The sequence below is a fragment of the Corallococcus sp. AB045 genome, assembly GCF_003668895.1.
GTDB classification, from domain to species: domain Bacteria; phylum Myxococcota; class Myxococcia; order Myxococcales; family Myxococcaceae; genus Corallococcus; species Corallococcus coralloides.
Genome location: NZ_RAWN01000013.1, coordinates 52,606 through 74,187 on the forward strand (window position 1 = coordinate 52,606; position 21,582 = coordinate 74,187).

General features: G+C 69.5%; 23 protein-coding genes. 9 read left to right on the forward strand and 14 right to left on the reverse strand.

All coding sequences use genetic code 11. The features are described from left to right. Positions 1-6: 6 nt before the first annotated feature. Entirely contained in the window at positions 7-1,215 is a 1,209-nt protein-coding gene (locus tag D7Y21_RS05295) for an efflux RND transporter periplasmic adaptor subunit (protein WP_120567878.1), read from the reverse strand. Then, positions 1,203-2,792 carry a TolC family protein gene (locus D7Y21_RS05300; RefSeq protein WP_199735360.1) on the reverse strand — a complete coding sequence of 530 codons (1,590 nt, stop codon included), beginning with the start codon at positions 2,790-2,792 and terminating at the stop codon, positions 1,203-1,205. Before D7Y21_RS05300 ends, D7Y21_RS05295 begins: the two co-directional genes overlap by 13 nt. Positions 2,793-3,137: 345 nt before the next feature. Between D7Y21_RS05300 and D7Y21_RS05305 the strand changes: the two genes are divergently transcribed. Further along, entirely contained in the window at positions 3,138-3,803 is a 666-nt protein-coding gene (locus D7Y21_RS05305) for a hypothetical protein (RefSeq protein WP_233611987.1), read from the forward strand. Between the two features lie 11 nt (positions 3,804-3,814). After that, the gene (locus D7Y21_RS05310; protein WP_120567880.1) at positions 3,815-4,246 is read left to right on the forward strand and encodes a hypothetical protein; all 432 of its coding nucleotides are present in this window, start codon (positions 3,815-3,817) and stop codon (positions 4,244-4,246) included. Positions 4,247-4,304: 58 nt separating this feature from the next. On the opposite strand, the gene D7Y21_RS05315 is transcribed toward D7Y21_RS05310, so the two are convergent. The 3 genes from D7Y21_RS05315 to D7Y21_RS05325 are packed head-to-tail and all read right to left on the reverse strand — an operon-like array spanning position 4,305 to position 7,235. Further along, positions 4,305-4,589 carry a hypothetical protein gene (locus tag D7Y21_RS05315; RefSeq protein WP_120567881.1) on the reverse strand — a complete coding sequence of 95 codons (285 nt, stop codon included), beginning with the start codon at positions 4,587-4,589 and terminating at the stop codon, positions 4,305-4,307. Beyond that, positions 4,579-5,151 (reverse strand): hypothetical protein, encoded by a 573-nt coding sequence (locus D7Y21_RS05320; protein WP_147469189.1) that lies wholly within the window; start codon positions 5,149-5,151, stop codon positions 4,579-4,581. Before D7Y21_RS05320 ends, D7Y21_RS05315 begins: the two co-directional genes overlap by 11 nt. An 11-nt stretch (positions 5,152-5,162) precedes the next feature. Beyond that, positions 5,163-7,235 (reverse strand): HEAT repeat domain-containing protein, encoded by a 2,073-nt coding sequence (locus tag D7Y21_RS05325; protein WP_121711649.1) that lies wholly within the window; start codon positions 7,233-7,235, stop codon positions 5,163-5,165. Between the two features lie 141 nt (positions 7,236-7,376). Between D7Y21_RS05325 and D7Y21_RS05330 the strand changes: the two genes are divergently transcribed. Together D7Y21_RS05330 and D7Y21_RS05335 are read left to right on the forward strand one after the other, a co-directional pair. Further along, positions 7,377-8,204, forward strand: a complete 828-nt coding sequence (locus tag D7Y21_RS05330) for an alpha/beta fold hydrolase (protein WP_120567884.1) — start codon at positions 7,377-7,379, stop codon at positions 8,202-8,204. Between the two features lie 34 nt (positions 8,205-8,238). Continuing rightward, positions 8,239-8,523, forward strand: coding sequence for a DUF427 domain-containing protein (locus D7Y21_RS05335; protein ID WP_120567885.1), 285 nt, complete (start codon positions 8,239-8,241; stop codon positions 8,521-8,523). A 2-nt stretch (positions 8,524-8,525) separates the two neighbouring features. On the opposite strand, the gene D7Y21_RS05340 is transcribed toward D7Y21_RS05335, so the two are convergent. Beyond that, complete coding sequence (locus D7Y21_RS05340; RefSeq protein WP_121711652.1) at positions 8,526-9,572, reverse strand: oxygenase MpaB family protein; 1,047 nt, start codon at positions 9,570-9,572, stop codon at positions 8,526-8,528. A 113-nt stretch (positions 9,573-9,685) separates the two neighbouring features. Further along, positions 9,686-10,063 carry a DUSAM domain-containing protein gene (locus D7Y21_RS05345; protein WP_121711672.1) on the reverse strand — a complete coding sequence of 126 codons (378 nt, stop codon included), beginning with the start codon at positions 10,061-10,063 and terminating at the stop codon, positions 9,686-9,688. A gap of 175 nt (positions 10,064-10,238) precedes the next feature. On the opposite strand from D7Y21_RS05345, the gene D7Y21_RS05350 reads away from it, so the two are divergent. Continuing rightward, a complete protein-coding gene (locus tag D7Y21_RS05350; protein ID WP_121711654.1) occupies positions 10,239-11,252 on the forward strand; it encodes an ABC transporter ATP-binding protein in 1,014 nt (337 codons plus the stop codon). 1 nt (position 11,253) lies between these two features. Here the strand turns inward: D7Y21_RS05350 and D7Y21_RS05355 are convergent, their stop codons facing one another. The 5 genes from D7Y21_RS05355 to D7Y21_RS05375 form a co-directional block, all read right to left on the reverse strand. After that, positions 11,254-11,934: a hypothetical protein gene (locus tag D7Y21_RS05355; RefSeq protein WP_120567888.1), complete on the reverse strand. Its 681-nt coding sequence runs from the start codon at positions 11,932-11,934 to the stop codon at positions 11,254-11,256. Then, positions 11,931-12,659 carry a WG repeat-containing protein gene (locus D7Y21_RS05360; protein ID WP_199724667.1) on the reverse strand — a complete coding sequence of 243 codons (729 nt, stop codon included), beginning with the start codon at positions 12,657-12,659 and terminating at the stop codon, positions 11,931-11,933. Before D7Y21_RS05360 ends, D7Y21_RS05355 begins: the two co-directional genes overlap by 4 nt. Continuing rightward, the gene (locus D7Y21_RS05365; RefSeq protein WP_121711657.1) at positions 12,656-15,007 is read right to left on the reverse strand and encodes a glycosyltransferase; all 2,352 of its coding nucleotides are present in this window, start codon (positions 15,005-15,007) and stop codon (positions 12,656-12,658) included. The genes D7Y21_RS05360 and D7Y21_RS05365 overlap by 4 nt, the downstream gene beginning before the upstream one ends. 121 nt (positions 15,008-15,128) lie before the next feature. Then, the gene (locus D7Y21_RS05370; RefSeq protein WP_120567890.1) at positions 15,129-15,311 is read right to left on the reverse strand and encodes a hypothetical protein; all 183 of its coding nucleotides are present in this window, start codon (positions 15,309-15,311) and stop codon (positions 15,129-15,131) included. 212 nt (positions 15,312-15,523) lie between these two features. After that, positions 15,524-15,721: a hypothetical protein gene (locus D7Y21_RS05375; protein ID WP_120567891.1), complete on the reverse strand. Its 198-nt coding sequence runs from the start codon at positions 15,719-15,721 to the stop codon at positions 15,524-15,526. Between the two features lie 153 nt (positions 15,722-15,874). On the opposite strand from D7Y21_RS05375, the gene D7Y21_RS05380 reads away from it, so the two are divergent. The 4 genes from D7Y21_RS05380 to D7Y21_RS05395 all read left to right on the forward strand — a co-directional run bounded on the left by D7Y21_RS05380 (position 15,875) and on the right by D7Y21_RS05395 (position 19,792). Continuing rightward, positions 15,875-16,210, forward strand: coding sequence for a DUF2171 domain-containing protein (locus D7Y21_RS05380; protein WP_233592062.1), 336 nt, complete (start codon positions 15,875-15,877; stop codon positions 16,208-16,210). Between the two features lie 178 nt (positions 16,211-16,388). Further along, complete coding sequence (locus D7Y21_RS05385) at positions 16,389-17,489, forward strand: kelch motif-containing protein (RefSeq protein ID WP_199735361.1); 1,101 nt, start codon at positions 16,389-16,391, stop codon at positions 17,487-17,489. A 442-nt stretch (positions 17,490-17,931) separates the two neighbouring features. Then, positions 17,932-18,249 carry a hypothetical protein gene (locus tag D7Y21_RS05390; RefSeq protein WP_120567894.1) on the forward strand — a complete coding sequence of 106 codons (318 nt, stop codon included), beginning with the start codon at positions 17,932-17,934 and terminating at the stop codon, positions 18,247-18,249. Positions 18,250-18,355: 106 nt separating this feature from the next. Continuing rightward, positions 18,356-19,792 carry a M24 family metallopeptidase gene (locus tag D7Y21_RS05395; RefSeq protein ID WP_121711660.1) on the forward strand — a complete coding sequence of 479 codons (1,437 nt, stop codon included), beginning with the start codon at positions 18,356-18,358 and terminating at the stop codon, positions 19,790-19,792. Positions 19,793-19,796: 4 nt separating this feature from the next. Here the strand turns inward: D7Y21_RS05395 and D7Y21_RS05400 are convergent, their stop codons facing one another. Then, entirely contained in the window at positions 19,797-20,960 is a 1,164-nt protein-coding gene (locus D7Y21_RS05400; RefSeq protein ID WP_121711674.1) for a cytochrome-c peroxidase, read from the reverse strand. A gap of 152 nt (positions 20,961-21,112) precedes the next feature. Beyond that, positions 21,113-21,517, reverse strand: coding sequence for a hypothetical protein (locus tag D7Y21_RS05405; protein WP_120567896.1), 405 nt, complete (start codon positions 21,515-21,517; stop codon positions 21,113-21,115). Positions 21,518-21,582 lie beyond the last annotated feature (65 nt).

The following is a 21,582-nucleotide window of genomic DNA, read 5'->3' on the forward strand; positions in this document are numbered from 1 at the left end:
AGCCCCCTACCGACCCGCGTCCGCGCCGCCGCCCATGCCCTGGGCAGGGGGCAGGGGCATGCCTTCTGTCTGGCCCTGCGACCGCCGCGCGGGCTTCGGCTGGATGGGCATGCCGTCCCGCAGTTGCTGCACCCCGCTGATGATGACCTGGGTGCCCGCGTCCAGTCCCTTGAGCACCTCGTAGTCGTTGCCCTCCACCAGCCCCAGCGTCACGGGCTGGCGCTTCACCACGGTGCCGGCGTCGCTCTCACCCACCACCATGGCGAAGGACTGGCTGCCCTGCCGCGTCACCGCGGTGGTGGGCATCTTCAGGGCGTCGCGCACGTCGTAGACGAGCTGCGCGCGCACCAGCTGGCCGGCCCTGAGGCCCACGGTGTTCGCGAAGGCGGCCTGCACCTCCACCAGCTGCGTGTTGGGGTTGGGGGTGGTGGCGACGAAGGAGGCGGGGGCGCGGACGATGGGCTCGCCGTCCGCGTTGAGCACCTCCAGCGGCGTCTGTCCCACCTTCACGCGCGCGGCCTGGTCCACGGGCACCTGCACGGACAGCTCCAGCGCGCGGCTCTGGTCCAGGATGGTGAGCGCCGTCTGCGGCGTCACGTAGTCGCCCAGCTTCACGGGGATGTCGCCCACGACGCCGTCGAAGGGGGCGCTCACGTTGAAGAAGCCCAGCTGCACCTGCTGGTTCTGGATTTGCGCCTCCGCCGCCTGGGCCTGGGCCTCGGATTGCGCCGCCTGGGCCACGGCCTGTTCGTAGTCCTGGCGGCTGACGAGTCCTTCCCTGAGGAGCTGCGCGCTGCGCTCGCGCGTCTTGCGAGCGAACTCGCGGTTGGCGACGGCGGAGGCCTTCTGGGCCTGGGTGGCGCGCAGGGAGGCCTGCTCCTGGCGCGGATCCACGACGAGCAGCACCTGACCGGCCTTCACCTGCTGGCCGGGGCGGGCGGGAATCTGCTGGATGTAGCCGGCGACCTGCGGGACGACGGTGATGCTGCTGCGGGAGATGAGGGTGCCCACGTACTCGCGGGTGTCGCGCACCGGGCCGGGCTTCACCGCCATCACCTGCACGGGCGTGGGCTTGCCGCCGCCCTGGCTCTGGCCGCCCGCCTGGGGGCCGCCTCCGGGAGAGGCCTGGCCGGGCTCCTTGCCGCCGCTGCACCCGCCCGCCGTCAGCGCGAGGACGAGCCCCCACGCGCCCCAACCGACCCTCACCAATCGCATGCCGCCTCCGACAGGAATGCATCCACCTGGGCCTGGCGGTACTGGAAGTCGCGGATGACGAGCTCCAGTTCGGCCTGCCGCAGGGCCCCGGCCGCGTCCACCAGCTCGAGGCTCGTTCCGGTGCCCACCTCGAAGCTGCGGCGGGTGAGCCGGTCATTCTCTTCCGCGAGCTTCCGCTGGCGGTCCGCCAGGTCGCGCGTCGCCTGGGTCACCTGCACGGCGCGCTTCGCCTGGGTGACCTCGATGACGACGTTGCGCTCGCGGCCGGTGACATCCGCGCGGGCCTGCTCCAGCTGGCCGCGGGCCTGGCGCAGGCGGCCCTCGCGCGCGCCGCCATCCCAGAAGGGCAGCACCAGGCTGGCGCCTACGTTCCAGATGGGCACCTTCGCGAAGCCCGGGTTGACGGTGAGCGCGGTGGTGCTGCTGGTGAGGTCCAGGGTGGGCGCGTACTGGCGATACACCTCGCCGATGGCGCGCTCGGCCACCACCTGGCGTGACCGGGCGGCGGCGATGTCCGGGCGGTTCTCCAGCTCCTGCAGCGTGCGGCAGGTGGCCTTCGCGCCCTGGAGCAGCGTGGTCAGCTCCAGGCCCGGCTTGAGGCCCACGGCGGACGGGGTGCCCAGGGCCAGGCCCAGGGACTCGCGCGCCTTGCGCAGGTCCTCGTCGCCGGTGACGACGTTGCGGCGGGCGATCTGCGCGTCCTGCTCCACGCGGACGACGTCCAGCCGGGTGCCCGCGCCCAGCTCGAAGCGGCGCTGCGCCAGGGCCAGCCGCTCCAGCGAGGTGCGCAGGTTGACGCGGTTGACCTCCGCCAGGCGTTCCGTGGAGGACACGGAGACGAGCGCCTGTGCGAGGCCGCGGGTGAGCTGCCGGCGCGTCTCCGCGAGCGACAGGTTGGCGGTGCGCCGCGACTCCTTGGCGCTGCCCAGGGCGTAGAGGCTGGCCAGGTCCACCACGGGCACGTTGGCGCTGAGGATGCCCACGCCCAGCAGCTCCGTGGGGGTGAAGTTCCCGCCACCCGTCACCGCGCCGCCCGTGCCGCCGCCGAAGGCGACGATGCCCGGGTTGAGGACGTTGTATTGGGCGGTCAGGTCGCCGGAGACGGAGGGCAGCAGGTTGGCGAGCGCGATGCGCCACGTGCCCGCGGCGACTTCAATCTGGCCCAGCGCCGCCTGGAAGTCGGTGGAGCGCTGGCGCAGGAGCGTGAGCGCTTCGTTCCAGGACTGGAGCTCCTGGGGCGCGGCGGGCGCGGGCGTGAGCAACGGATCCGACACGTTCGCCTGGAACGGCGGTGGCACTTCGGGGACGTCATCCGGGTCCTGGGACGCGGGCGTGCTGGCGCGGCCGGGCCGGGGCGGAGCGGGAGTGCGGGGTGCGTTCGGAGCCTGGGTGGTGGGCGCGGGAGCGGCCGGTGGTGGCGCGGAAGGCGTGGGCGGCGGAGGCGCGGGTGGAGCGCGCTGCGGTGGCGCGGTGTATTGCGCGAGGACGGGACGGAAGGGTCCGGAGCCGTGCGGCGCTGGCGCATCACCGGGGATTCCGGCGGGAACCAGCAGGGCTGCGAACACGAACGCGTTCATAAGGAATGCTCCCCAGGTAGGGGCGATGCCAGCCCCCCGCCACGGTTCGCGCCCCCCGGCGCTCCAGTGGACAACACAGCAGGGCGAGGAAGTGCTCAGCCGTCGATGAACGGACCTCGGGCCAGGAGCGGAGGTCCGGGGTTGCCCTTACGGACGCGAGGGCAGGGAAGAAGGTGGAGGGGCTCGTGGAGACATGGCGCGTCCTGACGCTGGCTGGGGAAGAGCCAACGTGCGTCGCGAGCGCCGAGCAGGCGTCTGTCTTCAAGGGAGGGCGCGCGTTCAGCACGCCACGGCCGTCATGACGGCCGGGTCAGGGGCAGTGGCACGCTCCAGTGGAGCGAGCACTTGATTTCGTGGTATTTCAGGTTGATGCCAATTTTCAGGACCTTGTTCCTGTGTGCGGCTGCGACAGGGCTCTGGTTCGTGTCCTGCGTGGGGGCCAGCCCTGTTCCAGTCGAGGATCGCGACTACGGACTCATGAATGGTGCCGTATGGGTGCGAGGTCCCTGGGATGCCATCCAACCCTCCGCCGACATCGATGCGGTCATCGATCAGCTCTGCCCCGCCGTCATGGAGCTACCGCGCGCCCGGGGGCGTGAGTATGGACAGGAATACTGCGGGGTCCTCTACTCCGTGGGAGACGGTGCCTACTCGGCGAGCATGCCATCTCCGCTGGGACCTCTCCTGAAGGCGACGCCTGAGCAACAGAAGAGCTGCAAGCAGCCGAACTTCGTTCGGGACTCACGAGGCGCGGTGAAAATCCAGGCGGACTACCACAGCCACCCATGGGCCAACTCACGCATGTCCAGGCCGGACCGGACCGAGGCGCGTCAGCGGTACTCCATCCGGCTCCAGTTTGACACGGCATGCCGGGTGATGAAGCTGGTCCCGTACATCGGTGAAGCCAGACCCGGAGAAGTCTATGAACGGCGCGGGAAGAGCTGGGCGCTCATCGGTATCGTCAAGCCAGAGCACAAAGCCACGGGTCTGATGACCGCCGTTACGGAGTAACACCCACGCCCATGCACCTCTCAAAACCAGCGAAGTCAGGATGGCTCCTGGCCCTGTGCCTGCTCCCCGCGTGTGCGTTCTTCCAGCGCACTTCGCGTCCTCCCCATGCACCGCCGGAAGAGGCGGCCCGCGTCCAGTTCCCACTGGACCTGCCCGAAGACGCGCAGACGCTCGCGGGCGGCATGGTGACCGCCATGCAACTGGCGCTGGATGATTTCCGGCCCCTGGATTTGAAGCCCCACGAAGGGGCCACGGAGGAGGAGCGCTGTCTCTATCAGCGCGAGTCCTATGACGTCAGCGCGGCACCTGGCCCGGAGGGCGTGACCTTCGTGCAGATCACGCTCAAGCCACAGCTCTGCGAGAAGCAGGGCGCCATCATGGACATGGGGGCGACCTATGCCGTGGACGTGAAGGGACGGCGCATCCTCGCCGTGCAGCACTGAGGCAGTCCAGGCTCGGGGGCCGCGGTAAGGGATGACAGTCAGGCCTGGAGGGCCTCTGTCACTCGTAGAACTTGCCCGCGAACAGGATGCTCGCGCACCGGTGCCAGGGATTGGCGGAGCGGCCCCGGTCCTGGGTGTCCTCGCCCCAGGAAGCGCCTCGTTCGAGGAACGCCCCGATGGTGCCGTTCTCCCAGCCGAGGGGGCTCGGAGCGTGCGGAGCAGGATGCCGGCGGGCAGCCTCCGCGCGGTCCTCTTCGAAGTCCTCGCTCAGCGCCTGGACGAAGCGTAGGAAGGACGCCTCGTCCGTGACCTCCTCCAGGAGTTGGTGCAGGTCATGGGCCATGGCGCACTCCAGTTCCCGTATCCAAGCCGGGAGTCTGGATGAACGGTAGGGGCACGGAGCCATCGGGTGGATCGAAGGACCGGCCGACCTCCGACGTGGGAACCAGGATGCCGTGCCCTGCATCCGTGGGCTCCATCGATTCATCCGGCTCGCCATCCCGAAGGCGGCGGAGGCTCCGGCCATCGCTCCCGACCGCGTACTGCGCGCCCGAATGCAGCGCGGGAACGGTCAGCCCGCAGGCCTGCGGATCCTCATCGATTCGGATGAAGAGGATGCCCTGCCGCTGAATGACCCTGTACCGGTGTGACTCGCGCCGGTCGACGCACGGGGTGTTGGCATCTTGTGGGCCCAGGAAGTCGGCGGCGGCTGCGTCGAGCGCATGCAGGATGGTGCCGCTCAGTTCGACCGTGCGTCCATCCGCGCCCGCTTCCACGGCAGGCTGCTCGAAGAACTGTGGGAACTTGATGGACGCGTCATTCGTCCACGAATCACGCGTGGGCGTGGACCGCAGGCAGCCCGCCAGGAGCAACGCCGCCGGAAACGCGCGCCGCGCCACGCTCACGCCGCGCATCCTCACTGCGCCGGCAACATGCCCAGCCGCTGCTTCGCGGACTTGTTCTGCGGATCGAACCGGAGCGCTTCCTCCAGCCGCTCGCGGCCCTTCGCCGCGTTGCCCTGCACCACGTAGAGGTCCGCCAGCCGCACCAGCACGTCCGCGTTGTAGGGCTGCAGGTCCAGCGCCTGTTCGAACTCACGCGTCGCCGTGGTCACGTCCCTGCGGCGCATGGCCAGTTGCCCCAGCATCACGTGCGGCTGCACCAGCCCACGCGTCTCCGGCTCCGTCGCCAGCGCCTGCAACGCCGGCATCCCCCTCGCGTCCCCGAACGCCGCGAGCGTCAACGCCGCGCCCTGCCGCACCCACAGCGAGCCGTCCTTGAGCAGCGCCGCCAGGTCCTCCGTCGCCTCGCGTGCGTTCGCCGCGCCCAAGCCGTCGATGATGTCCGAGCGCAGCGTGCTGTCCGTCGTCCCCTTCAACGCCGCCCGCAGCGCCGGCACCGCGTCGTGCTTGAACCGGCGCGCCAGGAACTTCGCCGCCGCGCCCCGCAGCGTGCCCGCCTCTGCCGTGTCCGCCAGCACCGCCTCCAGTGCCCCACGGCTTCCCGCCGCCGTCTTCTCGTCGAACGCGTCCGCCAGCCGCAGCCTCCGCTGCTGCCGCGCCTCCGCCTTCGGCCACCACTTCACCAGCGACGCCTGCATCGCGTCCGGCGTCTGCTTCGCGTGACAGGTGTTGCACGCGTTGGGCACGTCGTGGCGCGCCGTGTTCTGCGGCACCGGCACGTCCAGCGCGTGGTCCGCGAAGTGGTCCAACACGCCCGACACCACCGGCGGCATGTGACACGACAGGCAGTCTTGCGCCGCCGCTGCCTTGTGGTGCGTGTGCTGCTCTCCCTGCGCCACCACCTCCTGATGACAGCCCTGGCACGTGGACGCGTTCACCGACGTGCGCGCCGCCACCGGCTTCTGCTTGCGCACCTCGTTGGGCGCGTTCGCGTCGTGCGGCGCCGTGTGGCACGTCAGGCACGTGGCCCCGCCCTTCAGGTGGCACTTCGACTGGATGAGCGCCTGGTACTCGAAGCTGGAGGTGCTGGGCCGCCCGTCCGCGAAGAAGTCCCCGGAGCGGTCGTTGCCCACCAGCAACACCATGGGCTGATAGCTCGCGTCGTAGCGCTGGCCGGGCAGGAAGTGGTGCTTCGCGTCCAGCATGGGGAACAGCGTGCGGCGCGGCCCGTGGCACTGCGCGCACACCGCGAAGCCCTCCTCCTTCGACAGCTTTGCCGGCTGGATGATGTCCTCCGGCACCTGCGACTCCGCGTGCCGCCCGCCGGGCCCGTGGCAGGACTCACACGCGACGCCCGCGTCCGCGAACTTCGTCTCCCACTGGTGGCTCGCCCGGTCATAGCGCGCGTCCAGCCCCGTCACGTGGCAGTCCAGGCACGCGTGCTGCGCGCTGCGGCGGAAGTTCGTCCAGAAGAACGGGTGGTCCGGCGATAGCGCCCCCTGCTTCTTCTCCGAGTAGTCCACCCACTCGCCCTTGCCCGTCACGTGGAAGTACACCGGCATCACCTGCCAGCGGCCGTCCGGCAACAGCGTGATGGGGTCCTGCATCCGCTTGCCGCCCACCACCCACTGCACCGGCCACTCGCCCAGGTTCCCGTCCGCGCCCTTGGTGCGCATCAGGTACTGGCTCCCGTCGCGGCGCATCCACGCCTCGCTGGACTCGCCCTTGAAGTGCGTGCCCGCCGCGAACGTGCCCACCACGTACGGCTTCGTCGCCGGCGACAGCGCCCGGGAGTGCCAGTCGTGCTTCCAGCCCGTGTGCTGCTCCTCGTGGCAGTCCGCGCACACCTGCGAGCCCACGAAATGATTCGGCTTCGCGGGCGGCGCCTCCACCGTCTTCACCAGCACGGCCGCGGCCACACTGCCCGCGTCCACGGGCGCTGCCGGAGCCTGGGCCACCGGCGGAGACACCGCAGGCGTGGGCGCGGACGAAGGGCGCAGGAAGAAGAACAGGCCCGCCGCGAGGACCACCACCGCGAGGGCGACAAGGACAGGGCGAGAGGAGCGCATCCGGAAGGTGCCGCCCATGCTCCTCCCAAGCGACAGGCCGCACAAGCGGCGCTCCGCGCAAGACCGCCTCGTCCAGTGGACAATGACCTCCCAGGGAGGGCTGCGGTCCTGGCGAGCCCTGGATTAGGGTCTCCCTCCAAGCCAAGGGAGGCCGTGCCCATGCCCATGCGGTCCGTGAATGGAACCCGGCTGTACTACGAGGACACGGGGGGTTCTGGAGACGTGGTCCTCTTCAGCCACGGGCTCCTCTGGAGCACCCGGCTGTTCGACCCGCAGGTGGAGGCCCTGCGCGGCCGCTTCCGCTGCATTTCGTACGACCACCGGGGGCAGGGCCAGAGCGACGTGCCGCCCGAGTCCGCCATCGACGTGGAGACGGTGTACGCGGACGCGGTGGCGCTCATCGAGTCCCTGGGCGTGGCGCCCGTCCACTTCGTGGGCCTGTCCATGGGCGGCTTCGTGGGCATGCGGCTCGCGGCGCGACGGCCGGACCTGCTGCGCTCGCTGGTGCTCCTGGAGACGTCCGCGGACCCCGAGCCCATCGTCAACGTGCCGCGCTACACCGCGCTGAACCTCATCGCCCGCTACGTGGGCCTGGGCCCCGTCGCCACGCCGGTGATGCGCATCATGTTCGGCGCGTCGTTCCTCACCGACCCGGGCCGCGTGGAGGAGCGGGCGCTGTGGCGAACGCGCCTGACGGGCAACCGCCGTGACATCTACCGCGCCGTCAACGGCGTCATCCAACGCAAGCCCATCACGGAGGAGCTGCCGCGCATCCGCACGCCCACGCTCGTCATCGTGGGGGAAGAGGACCGCGCGACGGTGCCCGCCAAATCGGAGCGCATCCACTCGCTCATTCCCGGCTCCCATCTGGTGCGCCTGTCGCGCGGAGGCCATTCGTCCTCCGTGGAGGAGCCGGCGCTCGTCAACGCGGAGCTCGCCCCCTTCCTCACGCAGCACGCGTCCAACCAGGCCGCGCAAGTCGGCTGATGCGCCGTTAGCGAAGTCCCCAGGAGGGTTTCCCATGCCAGTCGCGAAATGGAACGGCGTCGTGCTCGCGAAGAGCGACACCTACGAGACCGTGGAGGGCAACGTCTACTTCCCGCCCGACAGTCTGGCGCGCGAGCACTTCAAGCCCAGCGCCACGCACACCACCTGCCCCTGGAAGGGCGAGGCCAGCTACTACTCCGTGGAGGTGGACGGGAAGACGAACGCCGACGCGGCCTGGTTCTATCCGGAGCCCAAGCCGGCCGCGTCCAACATCCAGGGCTATGTGGCCTTCTGGAAGGGCGTGACGGTGGAGCGCTGAAGTCAGCGGCCGATGAGGTACTTGCCCCAGCGCAGGCTGTTGCGCAGTTGGGTGACGATGAAGGCGGGGACCCACTGGATCAGGTTCGCCTCCGGCTGCACGTCGTAGCCATTCCACAGGTCGTCGTCGATGCGGTTGGCGTCCAGCGTCGTGGGGTAGGGCGCGGGCATGCCGCCGAAGCACTCCCCTTGTGAGAAGAAGAGGTCCCACAGCGTGGCGGCCTCCGCGTGGTCGTCCGCGATGAGGCGCGTGTCCACGCCCAGCAGCGAGCCCAGCAGCTTCCAGAAGAAGTACCAGCGCTGCTCGTTGTACTCGTAGCCCTTGTCCACCCACGCCTGCGCGACGACGTACGCGAACGTCAGCAGCGTGAACGCGACCCCGCTCTGGTTGTAGCAATGCTGCCGCCCCGTGTTGAGGGACCGGTAGTGGCCGAGCGCGGAGTTGTGCATCTGCGCCAGCAGCAGCGTGGTGGACAGGGTGCGCGTGCTGTAGAGGCTGCCCCAGCCCATGTTCATGTTGCCGTAGAGGATGCGCAGCATGATCTGCGCCGTCTCGATGACCCGGCGGGACACGATGGTCTTGAGCTTGCTGTGCGGGCGCTGCTCGAACAGCGACGACACGTCCTTGTGGTAGTACGTGGCCCGGAAGGACACGCCCGCCAACTGGTTCACGGACGCGCCCTGGAAGAAGACGTAGAAGGCCTCGTCGCGCGCGGCCTCGAAGTCGCGCAGGAACTGCGCGGAAGACCCCACGCCCGTCACCGCCTGCGTGGCCACCGAGTGCGCCGGCCCGTAGAGCACCTTCGCGATGCGGTGGTCGCTGTACGTGTTGCCCCAGTAGCCCTCGATGGCGGAGAAGGCCTTCAGCGCGGGCCGCCACGCGGTGCCGTTCACACCGGGCGTCTCGCGGATGTGCTTCTTCCAGTGCTGCCGCAGGTCCTCCATGAACTGCGGCTCCGCCGCGCTCATGATGCCGTACAGGCTGTTGGCCGCGTTGAGCGGGTCGCCCAGGATGGCGGTCAGGTTCTGGCCACGGAAGGTGAAGGGCATGGGGGCGGGCTCCGGTGCTGCGTGCCGGCACAGTGTAGAGAACTGTTGAACCTGTAACAAACCGCCCGCCCTGGAAAACCCGACACGTAGGGGCGGTGACGGGGCGCCCCGGGTCACGGCTTGCCGGCCATGGCGGCCAGTTGGCCCTGGGCAATCTCGCGGTAGAGGGGCACCACTTCGACGGACAGGACCTCGCGCATCTCCTGCCGCGCGCTGTCGTAGTCGCCTGCCTCGCGGTGGCGGTACATCCGGTGGAGCGCGTCCCCCAGCCTGTTCGAGCCTTCGGTGATGCGCCGCGAGCACTCGCGCAGCACCGCGAGCGCGCGAGCGTCGGTGCTCACGTCGGCGTCGCTCAGGGCCACTTCTCGCGCCGTGCGCCGCAGCAGGTCGCGCACGTCATCGGTCAGCACCAGCGGCGCTCCATCGCGGAGCACCTGCCGCGCGAGTGCTCGGATTGGATCCCAGTCGGGTCCATCTTCGGTCGTCGTCATCGTCGTCATTGCCCGGCCTTCGGCCGGCATTTATCGAAGGGCCATTCGTGTTGCCCGGTCCGGAGAACTGTAGGGGATGTGACGGGGCACGTGGGGACGGGGCTTCGCGGGCGGACGCGAGCGGCGATGCTGGGGCTTTTCCAAGGGGCGTGGCCCTGAGTGGAGGAGCGGAGCCTTGGCGACGGTGTCCCTGCAGGACGTGCGCAAGGTGTACCGGGGTGGCGTGGCGGCGGTGAAGGGCGTGACGCTGGACATCGCGGACGGCGAGTTCGTGTCGCTGGTGGGCCCGTCCGGCTGCGGCAAGTCCACGACGTTGAACCTCATCGCCGGGCTGGAGGAGCTGTCCGGCGGCGAGCTTCGCATCGACGGGCAATTGGTGAACGACCTGTCGCCACGCGAGCGCGACATCGCGATGGTGTTCCAGAGCTACGCGCTCTATCCGCACCTGGACGTGGCGGGGAACCTGGCGTTCCCGCTGAAGGTGGCGGGGATGGGAGCGAAGGACGTCGACGCGCGCGTGCGCGAGGTGTCCGGCGTGCTGGGGCTGGAGGCGCTGCTGGCGCGCCGGCCCAAGGAGCTGTCGGGTGGGCAGCGGCAGCGCGTGGCGCTGGGGCGCGCGCTGGTGCGCAGGCCCAAGGTGTTCCTCTTCGACGAGCCCCTGTCCAACCTGGACGCGGCGCTGCGCACGCAGATGCGCGGCGAAATCAAGAAGCTGCACGAACAGCTGAAGGCCACGTTCATCTACGTCACGCACGACCAGGCGGAGGCGATGACGCTGTCGGACCGCGTGGTGGTGATGAGCCAGGGCGAGGTGCAGCAGGTGGCCCCGCCGCGCGAGCTGTACGACGCGCCGGCGAACCTCTTCGTGGCGGGCTTCTTCGGCTCGCCGCGCATCAATCTGGTGAAGCCGGAAACGCTGGGCCTGTCCGAAGGTGACGCGGTGCTGGGGCTGAGGCCGGAGCACCTCCAGGTGGGGCAGGGCGCCAGGCCGGAGGACGCGCGCGAGGGGCGCGTGTACCTGGTGGAGCCCATGGGCGCGGAGGTCTGGGTGACGGTGGAGACGGGCGGCGAGCGCCTGGTGGCGCGGGCGCCCGGGGACTTCCGCGCCGCGAGCGGAGACACGGTGTGGCTGCGCCACGACGCGCGCTACCTGCGCCGGTTCGACGCGAGGACGGGGCTCGCGGTGTGAGTCAGGGGCGGAGCCGCAGCCGGGCATCCGCCAGGACGCTCCCGCCCTCGCGCGCGACACGCGCATGGCGTGTCATCAGGGCCTCCTGGGACTCGCGAGGCTGTAGCGCGAACAAGTCCCAGAGGTATTGCTCCTCCTGGACCGGGACGCGATACCCCAGCTCATCGCCATAGCGACGCAACCGCTCCAGGGTGGCAAGCAGGTACTTCCAGTTGGCCAGCGGGCGCAGCAGCAGCACCTCGCGGCGCTGGACGGATTCTGCAGCCAGGGGATGTACGTGCCCCCGCCAATGGCCTCCCGCGTATTCCACGCCGATGGCGGAGAGGCCCAGGTCGAATCGGGAGAGGCGCTCTTCCAGTGTCGCTGGCGTGCAGTCGTAGGCCACTTCGAGCCGCCGTCCCGAGAGATGGAAGGTCGTCTGGAAGGGATGGTTGTCATCCAGCAGCACGGCTCCGAGTGTTTCCAGGTGCAGCAGGAGCGCCTGCCGGTCCTGGAGGGTCGCTGGCCAGAGATCCAGGTCATGAGGGGATCGACCATGGAGCAGTGTCTTGAACGCTCCCCCGGCCAGGAAGAATCGACCTGGAAACGCGCGGGAGAGAAGCGGAGCGAGCTGGTCCCGGGCGAAGGCGATGACCGAGTCCGGCGAGAGGACTTCTTCTTGCGCGAGAGGCGAGCGCCTCATGCCGGCTCCGGAAGGCGTGCACGCAACTCGCGCACGGTGACGCCCTGCTCGTCGATGACCTGGAGCGCGCCGCCCAACGTCTCCACACGGGCCTGCCCGTTGTAGAAGGGCTCCACGAAGGCGAAGCGCCGGGTGTAGAGCGCGTCTCCCGCGGCGTCGACGTGATGCCAGCCGCCTGCGTCCCGCGCACGCGCGAAGCCCTTGTGGAAGACATCCAGGTCCAGGAACCGGCGTGCGTTCAGCGGGTGCCCCTGCTTGTCGATGTGCAGGTGGAGGCCCGAGGCCTCCTGCACCACCGCGTAGCCGTCCCGGAAGTCCCCCGCGTAGGCGTACCGCTCGTCGTAGACCGGCTCCCCCTGGCCATGGATGTGGAAGTACCGGCCGTCCTTCGCCCGGACCGGACATCGCCCGTCCTGGAAGTTGCCGCACCATGCGTGGCGCCCTGACGTGAGCTCCTGTCCATCCACGCGCAGGTGGAACGCACCCTCCGCATCCACGACGGCCGCGAGCCCTTCATAGAATCCAAACGTCCGGATGAAGCGGCGGGAAGACAGCGCGTTCCCCCTCAAGTCAATGTGGAATGCCCCCGAGGCGTCCCTGACGGCCGCGAGCCCCGGTTCGTGAAAGGAGAGGACCTCGGTGAAGCGCGCGGCATAGAGCGGCTTGCCGTCCAGGAGATGATGGGTCCTGTCCGGCGCGACTCGCGGATGCGACCAGGGGTTCAAGCGGACTCCTTCACCGGCTGGCGCATGTTGCAGCCACGGCACAGGGGATGGTCCTGATACGTGGTCAGCAGCCGTTGATAGGTCGGGCCTGTCCACACCTCCTGGATGCCCACCTCGTTCAGGTTGCCCATGTTCCCGAGTGTCCTGCGTTCCTTGTCGGGAGCGCAGCAGGGGTCGAAGCGGCCCACGGCGCTCACCCAGGCCTCCTTCCCCAGGAAGGGACAGCGCGCCCCGGGCGCGAGATCCGTGACGGCCTCCGCTCCCAGGGGATGGATGTTCTCCAGCAGCACCTTGCTCCCATCCGGCCGGCGGCACTCCTCCGCGACAGCATGGGCTTGCCGGGCGGCCTCGTTCCAGCGCTGGATGGCGGATGCGTCGCGCCTCATGGACAGGGGCTGGATGGCGGCGAAGTGGGCCCAGAGGTGATGCCCTTTCACCCGGTCCACGCCCAGGTCCGCCGCGAGCCGCACGATGTCCGCCAGCTCCCCCACGTTCGACTCCAGGAAGGTGAGCTGGAGCGTGACCCGGCAGCGATGGCCGCCCTCGCGGGCATGCGCATCCCGCTCGGCCACGAACTGGCGGAGGTTCTCCAGGACCTGCTCCCAACGCGTCCCTGGCATCACCGCTTCATGGGTCTGCTTCGTGGCCCCATTCCACGACACCTTCACGTCGGAGGTGATGGGGACCAGCCGGCGTGCCCACGCGCGGGCTCCGCGCCTGGGAAACGTCCCGTTGGTGGTGAGGTTCAGCCACACCCCGTGCGCCATGCACAGGTCGATGATGTCGTCGAAGTGGGGATAGAGCAGCGGCTCGCCCATGGTGGACGGAATCACCTCCCGCAGGGGCGTGCCGTCGCTGTCCTCCATGACCCTTCGCAGCAGCTCCAGGGGCATGCGCCGCTTCGGCTGGCCCGTTTCCCTGCGGAGCCGCTGGGTGTCGCTGTGGGGCGAGTGGTCCTCGCACATGATGCAGTGCAGGTTGCAGTCGTCAGGGTTGGTGTCGAAGGTGATGCGCCAGGGGCCGGGCCGGGTGGGGGCATGACGGGCACGGTGCTCCCGGATGGCGCGTGCGTAGAGCGCTTCCACGGCCTCCACGTGGGCCTGCATTCCTTGCACGTCGCCGCCTTCGCCCCAGAGGTGCCCACGACTGCCCAGGCGCACCGCCAGGTCTGGGGCATCCACGAGCTGTTGCATAGCCCGGGCAAGCGACCCGGGGTCGCGGTGGGTGAAGAGCAGGCCATTCTCTCCATCGCGGACGTACTCGCGCATTCCTCCCTCATCCGCGGTGATGACAGGCACCCGCGCCTGGAGCGCCTCGTGGATGACCAGAGGGGAGTTCTCCACCCAGATGGAGGGCACGACGATGGCGTCCACGTGGTTGAAGACATCCCGCACGATGTCCGTGTTGCGGTACTCGGGCAGCCACTCCACGCGCGTGCTGGCATCTCCCGGGAGGGCGCAAGCCAGGGCCTTGAGCGTCTCCGTGTGTTCGCCGCGAGGCCGTCCCCAGACCTTCAGCCGCGCCTTGCCGCGCACCTGACCGAAGGCCTGGATGAGGTGATGGATGCCCTTGGCCGGGATGTGGGTGCCGATGTAGCCGAAGACGACGTCGGGCTCGGGCGTTCGCTGCCGGTGGCGCAGGCGCTCCAGGTCGAAGCCGTAATCCAGATACACCGACTTGTTGGCGGGCAGCCCGAAGTCCCGCTGGAACCGCTCCAGCAGGTATCGCGAGGGCGCGATGAAGAGGTCCACGTGCTCCATCATCCGGCGCACATGCTCCATCCGGTCGTGCACCCACTGACTCCAGTGCGCGACGTCCTGCTCCCGTGTTTCGGGGGCACCAGAGAAGTAGCGCGCGTAGCAGCGCTCCGCGCACTTCCGGTCCTCCTGGCCTGAACACGCGGACCAGGGCTCGTTCCCGGGAGCCGGATGCATCTGCATGAACTGCCCACGGGGACACATGAGCCAGTAGTCGTGCAGCGTGAAGACGATGGGGATGCCACGGGCCGCGCCCACCTCCAGCAGGGACGTGGACAGGTGGTTCAGATGGCCCACGTGGATGATGTGGGGACGGAAGCCGTCCAGCACCTCCGCGAAGCGTTGATCCACCCCCTCGTGCCGGTAGCGGTCACGGCTGTTGGGCAGGTTGACCAGGTGGAGCAGGACGCGCGGGTCGTCCGGATCGCGCTCCTGCGTCAGCTCGTAGTCCGGGAGGAACGGGTCCTCGCGGCGGGTGAAGACCTGGACCTCGTGCCGGTTCGACAGGCCTTGTGAAAGTGCCTGGGTATACACCTCCGAGCCCGCGTTGAAGCGCATGGGGTAGCCATGGATGACCTGAAGGACGCGCATGAAAGGGCCCGGGTGTCATGGCTCCACGCCATGGCACCTGTTGAAGTGGGAGGGATTGGAACGCCGCGACACGGCTTCGCTAGCATGCGCGAAGCCGTGTCGCCTTGTGGATGGGAGATGGCTACTTCAACGCGGGCTCGGAGGGCTCGGGAGTCTGAGGCTGCTGGGTGTCCGCTTCCTTTTCGGAGGGACGACCCTCTTCGCCACGAGACTGCCAGTACGCGTCATCCTCGGAATTGAGCTGACGCGAACGGTTATCGAGATCTGCCTGCGAGGGTTGGTACTGCTTCGAAGACCTGCTCATGGGCAACTCCAGTGTTGGATTTGCCGGCGGTGCTCGTGGTCATGCCGGATTCAACGGCCAACCAAGCCTCCGTCCAGAAGGACGGCCACGGACCCACGTGGAAATTCCTGGCCAGTTGGGTTTCTGCGGGACTGCACGTAAACCATACACAGGCGGATTGTGAATCGCAACCCGGCCCTGGGATGGATGTGAGGAATTGGGCGGGGAGGTTGTCAGGCGTAGACCTGTTCGCTCTCCACCACGGGTTCCAGCCGGCGCTGGAGGGCGACGAGCCGGTCGTAGCGCTGGTGCAGCGCCTCCTTGAGCTCGCGTTGATCCGCCTGGGCGATTTCATCCAGCAGCGTTTGCAGCGAGGAATCCACGGCGTCCTTCAGCACGCGCGATTCGTCGTTCGACAGTTCCAGCATCATGGGGGCCTCCTTGAGGCAACGTTAGGCACCGCGTGACGGGGCCGCGCGCAGGGCAGGCACACAGGCGTGGAAGAAGGCGGCCCGAGGGCCCACCGGGCTGCCTGCCACCTCGCGCACGGCGGCGGGAGCGACCCCACTCTTGGTGAGGACCCCATGAGCGCGAGGAGCGACGCGATGATTCACGCGGGAGAGGTTCGCGAGGGCATGTCGGTGCGCACCGCCGACGGACAGCAGCTGGGCCGGGTGGCCGGCGTGGGCGACACGCACTTCGAGCTGGAGCAGGGGCTGGTGCCCATTCCCCGGCGCGACTACCTGGTCGAGTACAGCGACGTGGAAGCCGTGAGCGGGGATGAAGTCCTGCTCAAGCCGGCGGACCATTCGCAGCTCACGCTGGAGGAGGACGACGACGGCGGAGCCCTGCCGCCGCGCCACAGCGAGGGCCTGGAAGCGGAGCCCGCGAACGACCCCGTGGGTCCCATGCGGCACTGATGCGGACAGGCCCGGCGCTGCCTCCGGGAGTTCGGGATTTCCAACCCGGAGGGCAGGGCAAGGCCCTGGAATCACAGGGCCTTGCGAGGGCCTGGGTGTCAGACCGGCGCGTTAAACGGACCCCTCGACCAGACGTCCCGGTGGGGCCATGCGACGGTTTTCGACATCTTGCGTCACGATGCTGTGGTTGGGAGTGGTGTTCGCGTGCGGGCCCGCGCCGCGAGCGGATGCGGGCGGCGTGGAGGCGCCGGTGCCGGGCGTGTTGTCCACGCCGAGGCGGCTGTTGCCCTACATCGCGTTGGACGACGGGCGGGTGCTGGCGGCGGGAGGGCATGACGGCAGCCGCACGCTGGGTAGCAGCGAGGTCTTCGACCCGGACACGGGGCGCTGGAGGTCCACGGGGGCGCTGCGCACGGCGCGGCGCAACCACGCGGCGGTGCGGCTTTCGGATGGGCGCGTGCTGGTGGTGGGCGGCTCCAACGGCGTGACGGTGGGCGCGCTGGCGAGCGCGGAGCTGTACGCGCCGGACACGGGCGTGTGGACGCAGGCGGCGTCCATGAGCGAGGCGCGCAACGACCCGGCGGTGGTGGTGTTGCCGGACGGGCGCGTGCTGGCGGCGGGGGGCACGGATGTGGACCTGCGGCCGGTGCGCTCGGCGGAGCTGTTCGACCCGGTGACGGGGACCTGGAGCTTGGCGGAGGCGCCGGCGTACGTGCGGGGTGGCGCGGGGACGGCGGTGGTGCTGCGCACGGGCAAGGTGCTCTTCGCGAGCGGCCTGCAGTCGGAATTGTACGACCCGGTGACGGGCCACTGGGAGAAGGCGGGAGCGGTGGGCGGCGCGGCGGGGACGCACCGGCTGGGGCACACCGTGACGCTGCTCCCGGACGGGCGCGTGCTGGTGGTGGGCGGCACCACGACGCAGGCGGCGAGGACGGCGGAGGTGTACGTGCCGGAGCGCAACGCCTGGGAGCTCGTGGAAGCCCCAGCGGTGCCGCGCGAGCACCACGCCGCGCTGCTGACCGCGGAGGGCGCGGTGCTGGTGGTGGGCGGCGAGCACTCCTCGCGAGGCACGCTGGACTCCGCGGAGCGCTTCGATCCGGTGAAGGGCCTCTGGACGCAGGCGCCCACGCTGCATGAGCCGCGAGGCGAAGCCGGAGCGCTGTGGCTGCGCAGGGGCACGGTGCTGGTGGTGGGCGGAGTGAACGAGCTGGGCACCCTGGCCACGAGCGAGGAATACGTCCCCGCTCCCGCCGTGGCCCAGGTCACGCCGGGAGAGTAGTTTTGTTCACGGATAGACGGGGGGACTGGACTGGGGGAATACTGCTGCATGTCCCGTGGAACACCCGGCATCACAACAGGCGTCTTGGTGCTCGTGATGTTCCTTGTCGGAGGTGGATGCGCCTCCGCGCCTCCTAGCGAGTTTCGAGCGGATCATGCGCGCGGACCCGGAAGCTTCTGCGCGCTGAACCCCGAAGGCTGCGCTCCACCGCTTGCGTCCACTCCCGGAACCTTCGACCTGGACTCCTGCTTCAGGGCCTGTGATGCGGGAGGCGCGGCCCTGGAGTCATACTGCCGGGGCCTCGCCGAGACCTGGCAGCGGCAGCTCTGCTGGTCCGTCGTCCAGGGCTCGAAGGCGGCATGCAAGGGCATGTGCTCGCGCATCAACGCATGCGTTTCCCATTCCACCGCCTGCCCGCCGGATGAAGGGTAAGGAGCCATTCATGAACCCTGGCCCTCCGCACCACGCGTCCATCAGCGACCCCGTGGCCGACGACTACTGGTCCTTCGAGGATGACCATGGCCGCAAGCACGTCTCCCGCGTCACCCTGGGCCGGCCCGCGCCCATCCCCCAGGATGCCAACGGGGACTGGTATTGCCCGCTGATCATCGGCCACGCGGTGCCCATCACCGTCAGCATGGTGGGCGTCGGTCCCGTGGATGCCCTGCTCAACGCCGCGCGGTTCGTCCGCGAGCACTTCCACGAGCTGCGCAAGGTCAGCCCCCGCGCCACGCCCCCAGGCTCCACGGATTCGAAGTGAAGCCAGGACAGTGTGTCTGGCTTTTCCTTGAATGACTGACAACGGCGGTTCCTGAGGGCCTTTTGCTCCGCGCGGTGCTCCAGGGCGCGTGACAGACTGCGCGCCCATGCGCTCCTGGAAACACCTGCTCGTCATCCCGCTCGTCTGTTCCTCCGCCTGCGCCACCGTGCCCGCCGCCCCCTCGAAGCCCGAGGCCCCGGCCGCCGCCGCGCCCGCTGCTCCTGTCGCCGCTCCGGCCGCTCCCGCCGCGCCGGTGCGCCCCTTCGGCACGCTGCGTGAACAGGCCGCCCGCCAGCAGGCGTGGCTCAAGGAACGGCTGGAGACCGGGGTGCCCCAGCTCATGCGCAAGTACGGCGTGCGCATGTGGGTCGTCCCCATGCGCGAGTACAACGAGGACCCCGTCTTCAAGGCGCTCGTCGCCCCCACCACCTTCTCCGCCCGTCGCCGCACCATCTACGTCTTCTTCGACCGCGGCGCGGACAAGGGCGTGGAGCGGCTGGCGCTGGGCGGCAGCACCCAGGGCGGCCTCTATGAAGCCCGCCGCGCTCCCATGATGGTGGACCGTGGCGGCTCGCAGCGCGCCGCGGAGCTCCTGGGCCCCGAACAGTGGCTGCTCCTCAAGCAGGTCGTGGAGGAGCGCAAGCCGGACTCCATCGCCATCGACGTGTCCCCCGCCATCGCCTTCGCGGACGGCCTCACCCACGGCGAATACGAAGGCATGGCCCAGGCTCTGGGCCCCACCTGGGTGAAGCGCCTCAAGCCCGCCGGCGGCCTGCCCCTGGACGTGCTCGGCTGGCGCAGCGCCGACGAGGTCCGCTTCTACGCCGACCTCCAGAAGTACGCCTGGAGCCTCATCCAGACCGCCTTCTCCAATGCCGTCATCACCCCCGGCACCACCACCACCCAGGACGTGGAGTGGTGGATGCGCCAGCGGCTGGCCGACGAAGGCCTGGACACCTGGTTCCAGCCGGACGTGGACGTGCAGCGCCAGGGCAGCACCGACGAACAGCTGGGTGACAACCCCGTCATCCAGCGCGGCGACGTGCTCCACTGCGACTTCGGCGTCACCGCGCTCCGCCTCAACACCGACACCCAGCACATGGGCTACGTGCTGCGCGACGGAGAGACGGACGCCCCCGAAGGACTCAAGGCCGCGCTCAAGGCGTCCAACCGGCTCCAGGACATCGTCACCGGGGAAATCAAGCCGGGCCGCACCGGCAACGAGGTCCTGCGCGCCTCGCTCGCGCGCATGAAGTCGGAGGGCATCAGCGGCAGCGTGTACTCACACCCCATTGGCCTGCACGGCCACGGCGCCGGCCCCATGATTGGCATGTGGGACCGCCAGGAGGGCGTGCCCGGCAACGGCGAGCACAAGGTGATGCCCGACTCCTGGTTCTCCATCGAGCTGCAGGCCACCAGCCCCGTGCCGGAGTGGAACCAGCAGCCCGTGCGCTCCGCCCAGGAGGAGGACGTCGTCGTGGACTCGCAGGGCGCCGTGCACTGGGCCTTGCAGCGTCAGACGTCCTTCCACCTGGTGCGCTAAAGGCCTACTTCGCCGCGCCCGTCATGGACTTGAGCAGCGTCACCAGCGCCTGCTTCTCCTCGCTGCTCAGGTCCAGCTTGACGATGGTCTCCGTGCGCACGCCGACGAAGGTGCCGTCCGGGTCGCCGCCCTCGTTGTAGAAGTCGACCACGTCCTCCAGCGTCTTCACCGCGCCGGTGTGCATGTACGGCGCGCTCAGCGCCACGTTGCGCAGCGTGGGCGTGCGGAACGCGCCCTCCACCTCCGTGGGCTTCGTCTGCGCCTGCGCCTTCAGCGTGGGCAGCCGCGCCGCGTCGATGCCCGACGGCGCGTCGCTGTAGGGGCCCGCGGCGTTGAACGGCCAGGACACCAGCGCGTCCACCGCGTCCGCCTGCCCGCGCCGCCCCGCGCCCGTGTCCTTCAGCCCCAGGTTGTGGAACTTGTCGTCCGACAGCGAGCGGCCCTTGTGGCACACCACGCACTGGCCCTTGCGCATGAACGTCTTCAGGCCCAGGTACGCCGGGTCCTTTTCCTGCGTGCCCGCCTCCACCGCCTGGAGGAAGCGCCGCACGTCCGCGTCGAAGGGCGCGTCGGTGCGGTTGAGCGTGCGCTGGTACGCCGCCAGCACCTTGCCCACGTTCGCCATCAGCCGGTCCGGGTCCGACTCGTCCGCGGGCGCCTTGCCGAACAGCTGCGTGTACGCCGCCGTGTACGTGGGCTCCGCGGACAGCCGCGTGCGCACCACCGTCGCATCCGAGTTCATCTCGATGGGGTTCGTCAGCGGCAGCACCGCCTGCGACCAGAGCCGGTCCGCCCGCCCGTCCCACATGAACCAGCGGCTGTAGCCCACGTTCAGCAGGCTGGGCGGGTTGCGCTCGGACTGGTGGCCTCCGCAGCCCTCCGCCGTCGCCGTCTCCACCGTGTAGGACTCACCCGTGTGGCAGCTCTTGCAGGACACCGTCCCGCAGCGCGAAAGCCCCGGGTCCTCGAACAGCCGCTGGCCCAGCACCGCCGCGTCCGCGTTGTCTGCCCACTTGTTGGTGGGGTCCACCTCCGGCTTCACGCTCTGCGTGTGCAGGGCGCTCAGCTGGTCCAGCTCGTCTTCGGTTGGAAAGGGCACTTCGGATTCGCAACCCGCCCCCAGCAGGGCCAGGGCGAGCACGGCGGTACAAGGACGGAAACCAGTCATGGGCCGGGGCAGCTTCGCGCCCTTGTGTTCAGCAATCAATGGTTCCTGTCCCCCCGCCGGGCATGCGGCCGTCCACGCACGAAGGCCGGGGACCCACTCGGGTGCACCCCGGCCTTCACGGCGTGAAGCACTTCAACAGGACTTCGGGAGCGCTACTCGCAGGCCAGCTTGAAGCTCACCACCGGCGCCGCGAACTTGGCGATCTTCATCTTCGTGGGGCCCGGGGTGACCGTGGGCGCCGCGCCGTTGGCGCACTTGAGGCCCGCGTCCAGCACCAGCTCCACGTTCAGCTCCTTGTCCTCCGGCAGCGCGCTGACGTTGTAGCTGCAGCGGTTGTTGCGGCTCTGCTTCACCTCGCCCCGGCCCAGGGCCACGGCGTCGCCCTCCGTCACCTTCACCCCGACCGACGTGCACGGATCACCCTGCAGGCCGCTCGCGGGGTACGCGACGCTGCCCGTGACCGTGGCGTTGCCCGCGCGACCCGCGGCCGCCGCGCCGCTCGAAGAAGCGCAACCCGTGGCGGCAACAACGAGGGCGGCAACAGCAATTCGCAACATGGATATCCTCAATTCAAGAATGAGATGTTTTTCGCGCCGGGTTGGCCGCCTGTCCGGCGGCCATT

Excerpts from the sequence above, each read along its gene's own strand:
- D7Y21_RS05340 (WP_121711652.1), bottom strand. The coding sequence starts at position 9,572 with ATGCCCTTCACCTTCCGTGGCCAGAACCTGACCGCCATCCTGGGCGAC.
- D7Y21_RS05405 (WP_120567896.1), bottom strand. The coding sequence starts at position 21,517 with ATGTTGCGAATTGCTGTTGCCGCCCTCGTTGTTGCCGCCACGGGTTGC.
- D7Y21_RS05310 (WP_120567880.1), top strand. The coding sequence starts at position 3,815 with ATGCACCTCTCAAAACCAGCGAAGTCAGGATGGCTCCTGGCCCTGTGC.
- D7Y21_RS05390 (WP_120567894.1), top strand. The coding sequence starts at position 17,932 with ATGAACCCTGGCCCTCCGCACCACGCGTCCATCAGCGACCCCGTGGCC.
- D7Y21_RS05300 (WP_199735360.1), bottom strand. The coding sequence starts at position 2,792 with ATGAACGCGTTCGTGTTCGCAGCCCTGCTGGTTCCCGCCGGAATCCCC.
- D7Y21_RS05395 (WP_121711660.1), top strand. The coding sequence starts at position 18,356 with ATGCGCTCCTGGAAACACCTGCTCGTCATCCCGCTCGTCTGTTCCTCC.
- D7Y21_RS05355 (WP_120567888.1), bottom strand. The coding sequence starts at position 11,934 with ATGAGGCGCTCGCCTCTCGCGCAAGAAGAAGTCCTCTCGCCGGACTCG.
- D7Y21_RS05400 (WP_121711674.1), bottom strand. The coding sequence starts at position 20,960 with ATGACTGGTTTCCGTCCTTGTACCGCCGTGCTCGCCCTGGCCCTGCTG.
- D7Y21_RS05330 (WP_120567884.1), top strand. The coding sequence starts at position 7,377 with ATGCCCATGCGGTCCGTGAATGGAACCCGGCTGTACTACGAGGACACG.
- D7Y21_RS05370 (WP_120567890.1), bottom strand. The coding sequence starts at position 15,311 with ATGAGCAGGTCTTCGAAGCAGTACCAACCCTCGCAGGCAGATCTCGAT.
- D7Y21_RS05325 (WP_121711649.1), bottom strand. The coding sequence starts at position 7,235 with ATGGGCGGCACCTTCCGGATGCGCTCCTCTCGCCCTGTCCTTGTCGCC.
- D7Y21_RS05380 (WP_233592062.1), top strand. The coding sequence starts at position 15,875 with ATGAGCGCGAGGAGCGACGCGATGATTCACGCGGGAGAGGTTCGCGAG.
- D7Y21_RS05335 (WP_120567885.1), top strand. The coding sequence starts at position 8,239 with ATGCCAGTCGCGAAATGGAACGGCGTCGTGCTCGCGAAGAGCGACACC.
- D7Y21_RS05315 (WP_120567881.1), bottom strand. The coding sequence starts at position 4,589 with ATGGCCCATGACCTGCACCAACTCCTGGAGGAGGTCACGGACGAGGCG.
- D7Y21_RS05375 (WP_120567891.1), bottom strand. The coding sequence starts at position 15,721 with ATGATGCTGGAACTGTCGAACGACGAATCGCGCGTGCTGAAGGACGCC.
- D7Y21_RS05295 (WP_120567878.1), bottom strand. The coding sequence starts at position 1,215 with ATGCGATTGGTGAGGGTCGGTTGGGGCGCGTGGGGGCTCGTCCTCGCG.
- D7Y21_RS05345 (WP_121711672.1), bottom strand. The coding sequence starts at position 10,063 with ATGACGACGACCGAAGATGGACCCGACTGGGATCCAATCCGAGCACTC.
- D7Y21_RS05365 (WP_121711657.1), bottom strand. The coding sequence starts at position 15,007 with ATGCGCGTCCTTCAGGTCATCCATGGCTACCCCATGCGCTTCAACGCG.
- D7Y21_RS05385 (WP_199735361.1), top strand. The coding sequence starts at position 16,389 with ATGCTGTGGTTGGGAGTGGTGTTCGCGTGCGGGCCCGCGCCGCGAGCG.